This is a genomic window from Allobosea sp. ASV33 (assembly GCF_016428755.1).
GTDB lineage: Bacteria > Pseudomonadota > Alphaproteobacteria > Rhizobiales > Beijerinckiaceae > Allobosea.
In genome coordinates this window covers 42,654-49,773 of the sequence record NZ_JAELTI010000031.1, presented here as the reverse complement: position 1 = coordinate 49,773, position 7,120 = coordinate 42,654, and the positions used below count along the sequence as shown (strand labels likewise).

9 protein-coding genes are annotated in these 7,120 nt (G+C 68.0%); 5 read left to right on the top strand and 4 right to left on the bottom strand.

The window, feature by feature from the left end:
* Both JHD80_RS11820 and JHD80_RS11815 read right to left on the bottom strand, forming a co-directional pair.
* Positions 1-358 (bottom strand): hypothetical protein (locus tag JHD80_RS11820; protein ID WP_199087294.1); only part of this gene is annotated, 358 nt, incomplete at its 3' end.
* Entirely contained in the window at positions 355-1,407 is a 1,053-nt protein-coding gene (locus tag JHD80_RS11815) for a TRAP transporter substrate-binding protein (RefSeq protein WP_199087292.1), read from the bottom strand. The genes JHD80_RS11820 and JHD80_RS11815, both read right to left, overlap by 4 nt.
* A gap of 549 nt (positions 1,408-1,956) precedes the next feature.
* Here JHD80_RS11815 and JHD80_RS11810 point away from each other — a divergent pair.
* Complete coding sequence (locus JHD80_RS11810; RefSeq protein ID WP_199087290.1) at positions 1,957-2,259, top strand: hypothetical protein; 303 nt, start codon at positions 1,957-1,959, stop codon at positions 2,257-2,259.
* Positions 2,260-2,306: 47 nt separating this feature from the next.
* On the opposite strand, the gene JHD80_RS11805 is transcribed toward JHD80_RS11810, so the two are convergent.
* Positions 2,307-2,558 carry a hypothetical protein gene (locus tag JHD80_RS11805; protein ID WP_199087288.1) on the bottom strand — a complete coding sequence of 84 codons (252 nt, stop codon included), beginning with the start codon at positions 2,556-2,558 and terminating at the stop codon, positions 2,307-2,309.
* Between the two features lie 151 nt (positions 2,559-2,709).
* Positions 2,710-3,012: a DUF6522 family protein gene (locus JHD80_RS11800; protein WP_199087286.1), complete on the bottom strand. Its 303-nt coding sequence runs from the start codon at positions 3,010-3,012 to the stop codon at positions 2,710-2,712.
* Between the two features lie 534 nt (positions 3,013-3,546).
* Between JHD80_RS11800 and JHD80_RS11795 the strand changes: the two genes are divergently transcribed.
* From JHD80_RS11795 to JHD80_RS11780, 4 genes are read left to right on the top strand one after another with little or no spacing between them, the layout of a single operon-like run.
* The gene (locus JHD80_RS11795; RefSeq protein ID WP_199087284.1) at positions 3,547-4,143 is read left to right on the top strand and encodes a flavin reductase family protein; all 597 of its coding nucleotides are present in this window, start codon (positions 3,547-3,549) and stop codon (positions 4,141-4,143) included.
* Positions 4,144-4,166: 23 nt separating this feature from the next.
* Positions 4,167-5,171, top strand: a complete 1,005-nt coding sequence (locus tag JHD80_RS11790; protein ID WP_199087281.1) for an MsnO8 family LLM class oxidoreductase — start codon at positions 4,167-4,169, stop codon at positions 5,169-5,171.
* Between the two features lie 26 nt (positions 5,172-5,197).
* Positions 5,198-6,541, top strand: coding sequence for an LLM class flavin-dependent oxidoreductase (locus JHD80_RS11785; protein WP_199087279.1), 1,344 nt, complete (start codon positions 5,198-5,200; stop codon positions 6,539-6,541).
* Between the two features lie 37 nt (positions 6,542-6,578).
* The gene (locus JHD80_RS11780) at positions 6,579-7,115 is read left to right on the top strand and encodes a GNAT family N-acetyltransferase (RefSeq protein WP_199087277.1); all 537 of its coding nucleotides are present in this window, start codon (positions 6,579-6,581) and stop codon (positions 7,113-7,115) included.
* Positions 7,116-7,120 lie beyond the last annotated feature (5 nt).

Genomic DNA, 7,120 nt, shown 5'->3' with positions numbered 1-7,120 from the left:
CTCCGCTCGACTTGGCGGCGGCGACGATGCTGCCGTCCGGCCCGACGAGGAGCAGGTCACGGAACGCCATCGTCTGGAAGTTGAGGCCGCGCAGCAGGCGACTGGCGGCGTCGCGCTGTCCGGGCTCGATCCGCGCAACCTCGAACAGGGTCGCAAAGCTCGCCAGCGCGCCATCGACCTGCAGCAACTGCCGGTCGAGCGCGTTCTCGACCGCGACGGCGGAGCTTTCCAGCGCCTGCTGGGCGGCCCGCCAGGCGGTATCCTCCCGCTTCCGCACCAGATTGGCAGCGCCGACGGCCGCCACCGTCAGGATGACCGCCGTCCCGGCGGCGACCATGAGTTTGAGGCGATTGATCACGGTATCCGAGGCTCGATGGCATGGAGCGGCTTGAGATAGGTGTTCCAGGCCGAGACGCAGTCCTGGCCGCAGCGCTCGAACCAGCGTGGCAGGACGACCTCGGCGAGAAGGCGCCGGCGCGCCCCTTCGGCCGCCTGCGCCGGCACCACGGTCATCGGCCGCTCGGGCTTGCCGGAGCAGGTCTGCGTCCCTGCATTGCAGGCAAGCCCGCGCTGCGTATCGGCCTCCGCTTGCGACCAGATGCGGTCCTCGAGTTGGCCGACACCTCGCCGGATGATGTCGCGCGCATCCGCCGGCAAACCGTCCCAATAGAGTCCATTGGCTCCGAAGATCGAGACACCCCAACTCAATGCGAAGGCGTGGACGGACACAGCCACACGCGGCAGGCCGATCTCATAGCCGCTCAAGGTGCCGGTGATCGCGCAATCGGCGACCCCGTCGCGCAAGGCTGCGACGATCTCGGCAAAGGGCAGGATCACGGGCACGGCGCCCATCGCCGCCATCAGCTCGGACTGCGCCACCGAAGACGTGCGCACCTTGCGCCCGGCGAGATCGTCGAGCCCCTTGAAGGGCTTGGCGCAAAACAGGACCTGGGCCGGATAGGCATAGACGCCGAGCAGCTCGATATCGTAGCGCTCGCGCAGCACTTCGCGCAGATGCTCCCGAAACGCGGCGACCGTCCGGCGCAGCGTCGCGACATCGGGGTTCAGCACGGGCAGGTCGACCGCGCCCAGCTCCGGCTCGTCGCCCGCAACGACGCTGAGCAGCGCCGTCCCGAACGACACCACGCCGAGCCGCATCAGCTGGAGCATTTCCTGGTTGCGCAATCCGCCCGCATCGAGCGGCCTGATCGTCGCGCTGATCCGCCCCTTCGACAGCGCAGGGATTTCCGACTGCCAGAAGGGTTGCTCGATCTTGGTGTATTGGGTGACGCCCGCGAGGCCGCCGACGATCTGGAGCTTGATCGGCTCCTCGGAACGCGTCTGGGCCTGGGCGGTGCAGGCTGCGAAGGCGAGTATCGCGGCAGCAGCCGCAATCATAGGCTGCATGCACCGGCGTGGGAAAGCTGTGATGGCGTTGTCGCAGGCCTTGGCCATCTCCCCCCCGGTGGTAGCCCTGTCCTATCAGGGCATATTCGGCCGGGCCGGTTAACCGCGGTTAAACCGGAGGCTCAACCTTGAGGCGAAGATGCATGTTTCCCCGCTTTCCTCGACGCGGGGCAGAGCCGGCTCGTCGCTCGATCGCGTGTCGGCGCTCGCATCGGAAGTGCAAGGGCAAATCTTCGAAAGGTGCGGGTGAACACCGCTCCCGAACTCGGCTGCACTTTATTGCAGAAGCGAGATGAACTTGGAGCCGACGGCAACAACGACCGCAGGCAGAATTCGTTATTGCCGCGCAAGCGCCGCTTGCTATGCTCGCTGATCTATCGTTCCCGCTTCAGGATGGTCCGCCCAACATCGAGGCCCCTCATCACGCGTGTCTGGCGACGGCGCGGGAGGCAAAATGAGGGGTCAGCGGCGGGCGGAACACGAAGCGCGGGAGCAACCAGAGGAACGACGCAAGCAAAACGCAGTGGGGGGACGATGCGTCCATGGACGTTGGCGACACTTTGGGCTCTGGCATTCCCGGCAGCCGCGACGAGCGAAGTCCTGCGTCAGGGTGAGTTCCTGCAGGATTACATCACCTGCGAAGCCTGGATGAAGCGCGAAGCCGCAGATACGGAGATGCATGGGCTGATCGGCCGCTGGGTCGTCGACGCCATGCGCCAGACCTCGCCTTCGCGCCTGTCCAAATATGGCGACGGCGAGATTCTCGACGCGGTCGAACGCCAATGCCGGGCTCAGCCGACCAAGACGCTGACGGTCGCCACCTTCCTGGCCGGGCTTCGCCTCCCAGAGTAGCGGCGCCCGTAGCCTGACCTTCAGCCCCGCAGCGCGACCCGCATCCCTCAGAAGGAGGGCAGCACGCTGTTGCCGAAGCTGTCGGAGCGCCCGGCGAAGCTCGCTCCGTTATCGCGCGCATAGCTGGGGCCGCTCAGGCGGGCCGGAGCCGGACCCGCGTCGAGATAGCTGCGCTGCTGCGGCCGGATCTGGATGCTCTCGGGCGCCGGGGCGTCCGCATATGCGGCGGGTTCGCGGGACACGCAGCCGCCCAGCGCTGCAAGGAGAAGGGTGGCTGGGGCGAAGTGGAGAAGGCGCATCGTTCCCTCGTCGAGACTGGCGGAGGGAAGACCGGCATCGCCGATGCGATTCAAACCGCTTGAGTCGGCATTATCGGGACCTCGACCGGAAATGTATACGGGGGAGTCCCGGGCGATGCGCCGCATGGCTGCCCGTATGCGAACCTGCGGTTCAGGCGCGGCCGCGGCGGCCTTGCGGCGGCACGAAGTCGAGAAGCTCCTCGACGACCGTTCCATCCGCCAGGACGACGGCCTGCCAGCGGCGGTTGCCGCACAGGGCGGAGAGGCGCCAGCGTCCCGCATCCTCCCCCTCTCCTCGCTCCACCTGGCTCGTCACCAGCCCGCGGCGCATCAACGCGCGCAATTCCTCCGCCGACCAGCCGAAGCGCCCGGCCAGCCGTTCGGCGTCGAGCACGAAGGAGCCATCGGCATCCCTGACGAAGGGAGGTTCGGGCAAGGCTTCGCCGGTCACCATGACGTTTCGCTCCGGAGCGCCGATCGGTCAGGTTCCTTCTGCCGCGAAGCGCCGGCCGCATCCAGCCTTCCCGCACAGGGAAACGGAATTCTTTCCGTGCCTGACCTCCGCGTGGCGCTTCCGCCTCCCGCGAGGGCGATCTTTGAAAGGCTGTTTCATTGACCGCGCCGCGTGCGGCGGAAAGAATGGACAGTATCGGGCGGTGTTCGCATCGCTCTTTCGCGGGATTTGCTGGAGCAGCTTGCACCGCGTCAACAAAGCTAAAAGCACCACGACGAAATCGTGGGCTCCGAGACACGGAGACGCGTCGATGACGACATGCACGAGTTCAGCAAATCCCGTTCCGGCGCTTCGATGCCGATGCTCCTGACGGGTTTCCGGGCGTCCTGAGCGCCTGAAATCTTTCCATTCCACCGTAGCTGCAGCGCCGGTTCTTCCGGCGAAGGAGGACGCTTGTCCGGCGTCCGCCACGGCATCGCCATCGAGCGGCGTGCCACCCCTCACGAATCCGAACGGCCTGCACCAGAGGTTCCCATGGCGGTCCTATCCCTTGCATCCTCGCTTCCGACCCGCGCCCCGACCAGCCAGCCAGCGCGCGCAATCCCGGCGGCGAGCGGCGATTTCCGCACGGCGCTGCGCCATCTCGCCGGCGGCGTTTCCGTGATCACCACAGGGCGCGACGAAGATCGCACCGGCCTGACCGTGACCTCGCTCTCCTCGCTCTCGGCCGAGCCGCCGACCGTGATGTTCGGCCTCAACCTCTCCTCCTCGACCTACCCCATCCTCGCGCGCCATCGCAGTTTCGGCGTGAATTTCCTCAGCGCCGCGCAGAAGCAGGTCGCGGACCGCTTCGCCGGCCGCGGCGGCGAGAAGGGCCCGGCCCGCTATGCCGATGCCGAATGGAGCGAAGGCCGCACCGGCGCGCCGCTGCTGGAAGGCGCGCTGGCTGCGCTCGATTGCGAGCTGGAAGAGCTGATCGAGCGGCATTCGCACGCGATCGTCATCGGCCGGGTGCGCGAGGTCCGGCTCGGCTCCAACGACGCCGCCCTTCTCTACTGGCGCGGCGATTACGAGCGGCTCGGCTGGATGGCCGAGGAGGCGGTGACCGCGCTCGGCCTCCGCTCCGCCTGATCTCTTGAACGACAGCGAAATCCATGACCTACGCACTCAGCCTTCTCGACAAGACCCCCCTCATAGAGGGCGAAACCGCAGGCGCGGCGCTCCAGCGCACGGTGAGCCTCGCCCAGGCGGCGGAGCGTCTCGGCTACCATCGCTTCTGGCTGGCCGAGCATCATGACTTCCCCGGCCTCGTCAGCCCGGCGCCGGAGGTGTTCGCCGCCTATCTGCTGGCGCGCACGCAGCGCATCCGGATCGGTTCCGGCGGCGTGCTGCTGCCGCATTACAGCCCCTACAAGGTCGCGGAGACCTTCAACCTGCTGGCTTCGCTCGCACCCGGCCGCGTCGATCTCGGCATCGGCAAGGCGCCGGGCGGCCTGCCGCTCTCGACCAAGGCGCTGCGCGTGCTGCACGATCCGGCTCACGCGCCGTCCTTCGAGACTTTGCTGGACGAACTCGACGGCTTCCTCGCGCCGCCCGCCACGACGGATGGCCCACGGGACAAGGCGCGCGCCCTGCCCGTCCCGCCGGTGGCCCCGGAGCGTTTCCTGCTCGGCGCAAGTCCCGACAGCGCCCGGCAGGCCGGCGAGCGCGGCTGGCACTTCGTCTTCGCCGGCCATCACAACGGCGATCCCAAGGCGATCGAGGTGAGCCTCAACGCCTATGCGAAGGCCGGCGGAACGGCTGGCCTGCTGCTCGCCGTCGCGGCCTTCGCCGCCGAAACGGCCGAGGAGGCGCAGAGCCTGACGGAGAGCCACCGCGTCGTCCGTCTAACGCTCGACAACGGCCAGACCCTCAATCTCGGCAGCGAGGAGCAAGCGGCCGAATATGCCCGCCAGGCCGGAGTCGCCTCCCACAGCACCGAGATCCGCAAGCCACATATCCTCGCCGGCACGCCCGAGCAGGTCCGGCGCGAGCTCGATGCGCTCCACGCCCGCTTCGGCATCGCCGAATTCGTCATCGACACGCCGAATGCCCTGACCAGCCGGCGCCTCGCTTCCCTCACGCTGCTGGCCGGCGAGAGGCCGGCTCTCGCGGCCTGACCCTCCCTTTCGAAAGGACTGATCCCATGTCCCGCACCCGCCTCACCTTCGGCCTGATGCTCCAGGGCGCCGGCAGCCACATGAACGCCTGGCGCCACCCGAGCAATCCGGCCGATGCCAGCGTCAATCTCGATTTCTTCATCCGCAACGCCCGCAAGGCCGAGGAGAACGGCATCGCCTTCGCCTTCGTCGCCGACGGGCTCTACATCAACGAGAAGTCGATCCCGCACTTCCTCAACCGCTTCGAGCCGCTGACCATCCTCTCTGCGCTGGCGACGGTGACGAAGAAGCTCGGCCTCGTGGGCACGGTCTCGACCTCCTATAGCGACCCCTACACGATCGCCCGGCAATTCGCCTCGCTCGACCTGATCTCGGGCGGCCGCGCCGGCTGGAACGCTGTCACCTCCCCGCTGGAAGGCTCCGGCCGCAACTACAGCCGCCCGCATCCCGAGCATTCGCTGCGCTACGAGATCGCGCAGGAATATCTCGACGTCGCGAAGGGCCTCTGGGATTCCTGGGACGACGACGCCTTCGTGCGCGACCGCGAGGCCAGCCGCTTCTTCGATCGCGACAAGCTGCACACGCTGAACCACAAGGGCCGTTTCTTCCAGGTCGAGGGCCCCCTCAACATCCAGCGCTCGCCGCAGGGCCAGCCGGTGCTGTTCCAGGCCGGCGCCTCCGAATCCGGCATCGGTCTCGCCGGCCGCCATGCCGACGCGGTCTTCGCCAACCATGTACCGCTGGAGGAGGCGCAGGCCCTCTATCGCGCGATCAAGACCAGCGCCGTCGCCCATGGCCGCAGCGCCGACGACGTGAAGCTCTTCCCCGGCGCCGGGCCGATCGTCGGCCGCACCGCCGCCGAGGCGGAGGAGAAATACCAGGCCATCCGCAACCTCGTCTCGATCGAGGACGCGCTGGCCTATATCGGCCGTTATTTCGACCATCACGACTTCAGCGCCTATCCGCTCGACGCGCCCTTCCCGGACCTCGGCGATATCGGCAAGAACAGCTTCCGCTCCACCACCGATCGCATCAAGCGCAACGCCGTCCTGAAGCGCCAGACCTTGCGCGAAGCGGCGCTCGAGGCCGCCACGCCCCGCACCGACCTGATCGGCTCGGCCGAGGAGATCGCCGGCAGGCTGATCGAGCGCGTCGAAGCGCAGGCCGCCGACGGCTTCGTGCTCGGCTTCCCGGTGATCGGCCAGGGGCTCGACGATTTCGTCGAACTCGTGATCCCGGTGCTGGAGGAGCGCGGCGTCTATGACCGCAATCTGCCGGGCACGACGCTGCGCGATCATCTCGGCTTAGCCCGCCGCGAGAGCCGCTACGCCACCCCCGCGGATGCCCAGCCGGCCCGCCGCGCGAGCTGAGCCAGCGCCTCACACCCATCACGGAAAGGCTCCCGCCATGGCCGACGAATTCTTCTACACCACCCCGCTGCACCCCCTCGCCCAGCCCTTGGTCGAGCAGCTCACTTGGGAATATGCCACGCGCTATGGCAGCCAGTTCGGCGAGCCGCCCGGCGCCGAGATGAGCCGCTACCCGGCCGAGCTCTTCGCCCCGCCGGACGGCAATTTCGTCCTGCTGCTGCGCGACGGCCAACCCATCGCCGGCGGCGCCTTCAAGCGCTACGACGAGCGCACGGCCGAGATGAAGCGCATCTGGACCCATAGCGACTTCCGTCGCCAGGGGCTCGCCCGCCGCATCGTCGCCGAGGTCGAGGCGCAGGCGATCCGCCAGGGCTACAGCAAGATCTATCTGACCACCGGCTTCCGCCAGCCCGAGGCCAAGGGCCTCTATCTGGAGACCGGCTACACCCCGCTCTTCGACGTCTCGGCCGATCCCGCGTTCTACCGGAAGTTGCCCTTCGAGAAGGAGCTCTCCGTGCTCCCGGCCTCGCTGCCGCGCCCGTCCGAGGCTCACGCCGCCCGCGACGCCGCCTGACCGGG